Here is a 1,050-nt window from a genome sequence, read left to right on the forward strand (position 1 = left end):
CGGCGCATGGCCGTCCAGACGGTGCGCCGGCTGCTCGCCGACGGCGTCCGCAGCATCGACGTCGGCTGCGTCCAGATCAACCTGAAGCATCACCCGGACGCCTTCGCCACGCTCGACGACGCCTTCGACCCCGATCTCAACGCCGCCTATGGAGCGCGCTTCCTGCTCTCCCTCTACGCGTCGACCGGAAGCTGGGACGAGGCGGTCGGCCGCTACCACGCCGGAAGCGCCGGTCCCGAGCACCGCAAACGGGGCTACGCCTGCTCCGTCTACAAGCATTTCGTCCGCGTGCGCCGGGATGCCGCCCCGCACGCCCCTGGTTGCTGAAGAAGGACCCGTGATGGCCGCTCCCCAATTCGACGTCGGAATCCTCGCCGAGAAGAAGATCCAGGCCGAGCAGTACGCGGCCGCCCTGGGCGGGGGAGCGATGCGCGACGGCTACATCGAGGTCGCCAGGAGCCCGCTCGGGCGGGCGGTGATCATCTGGGGCTGGGGGCATGTCGACCGTCTGGAGGAACCCCGCGACGAAGGTGAGGAGTTCCGCGACTGGCGCTCCAAGGTCTGGCCGCACATCAACGCGCGGCCGCGCGTGCTGCCCTCCGACGATCCCAAGTGCAAGCGCCAGATCACCGCCGCGAAGAAGCTGCTGCCGCAGTGCGCCATGGTGATCGGCGCCAGCGATCCGGACCGCGAGGGCGAGACGATCTGGCGCCATTTTCTCGAGCTGACCGGCGCCCGGCCGCGCGCCGTGAAGAGGATGATCTGCGCGGAATCCAATCCGGGACCGCAGCGCGCCGCCTTCCTCGCCCTCAAGGACCCCGACCAGTATTACGGCCGTTTCGTCGCCGGCCGGGCCCCGTCGGTCATCGACCTGTGGGAGGGCACGAACCACACCGTCGCCTGCTCGGTCTTCCTGCGCCCGGGCGATCTCGGCAAGGGCTACTGGCCGATGGGCCGGGTCAAGGGGGCGGTGCTGGGCATCCTGCACCGCCGGCACGTCGAGATCCGCGACTTCCGCGAGGTCGCCTACTTCGAGATCCTCGCCGAGGT

At 69.7% G+C, this 1,050-nt stretch carries 2 protein-coding genes; both read left to right on the plus strand.

The window, feature by feature from the left end; genetic code table 11:
* The coding region (locus JJL56_RS32775; protein ID WP_200487940.1) for a transglycosylase SLT domain-containing protein at positions 1 to 327 on the plus strand (327 nt) is incomplete at its 5' end.
* 13 nt (positions 328 to 340) lie between these two features.
* Positions 341 to 1,050 (plus strand): toprim domain-containing protein (locus JJL56_RS32780; RefSeq protein WP_200487941.1); only part of this gene is annotated, 710 nt, incomplete at its 3' end.

Source organism: Azospirillum aestuarii (assembly GCF_016632405.1).
Lineage (GTDB): Bacteria > Pseudomonadota > Alphaproteobacteria > Azospirillales > Azospirillaceae > Azospirillum > Azospirillum aestuarii.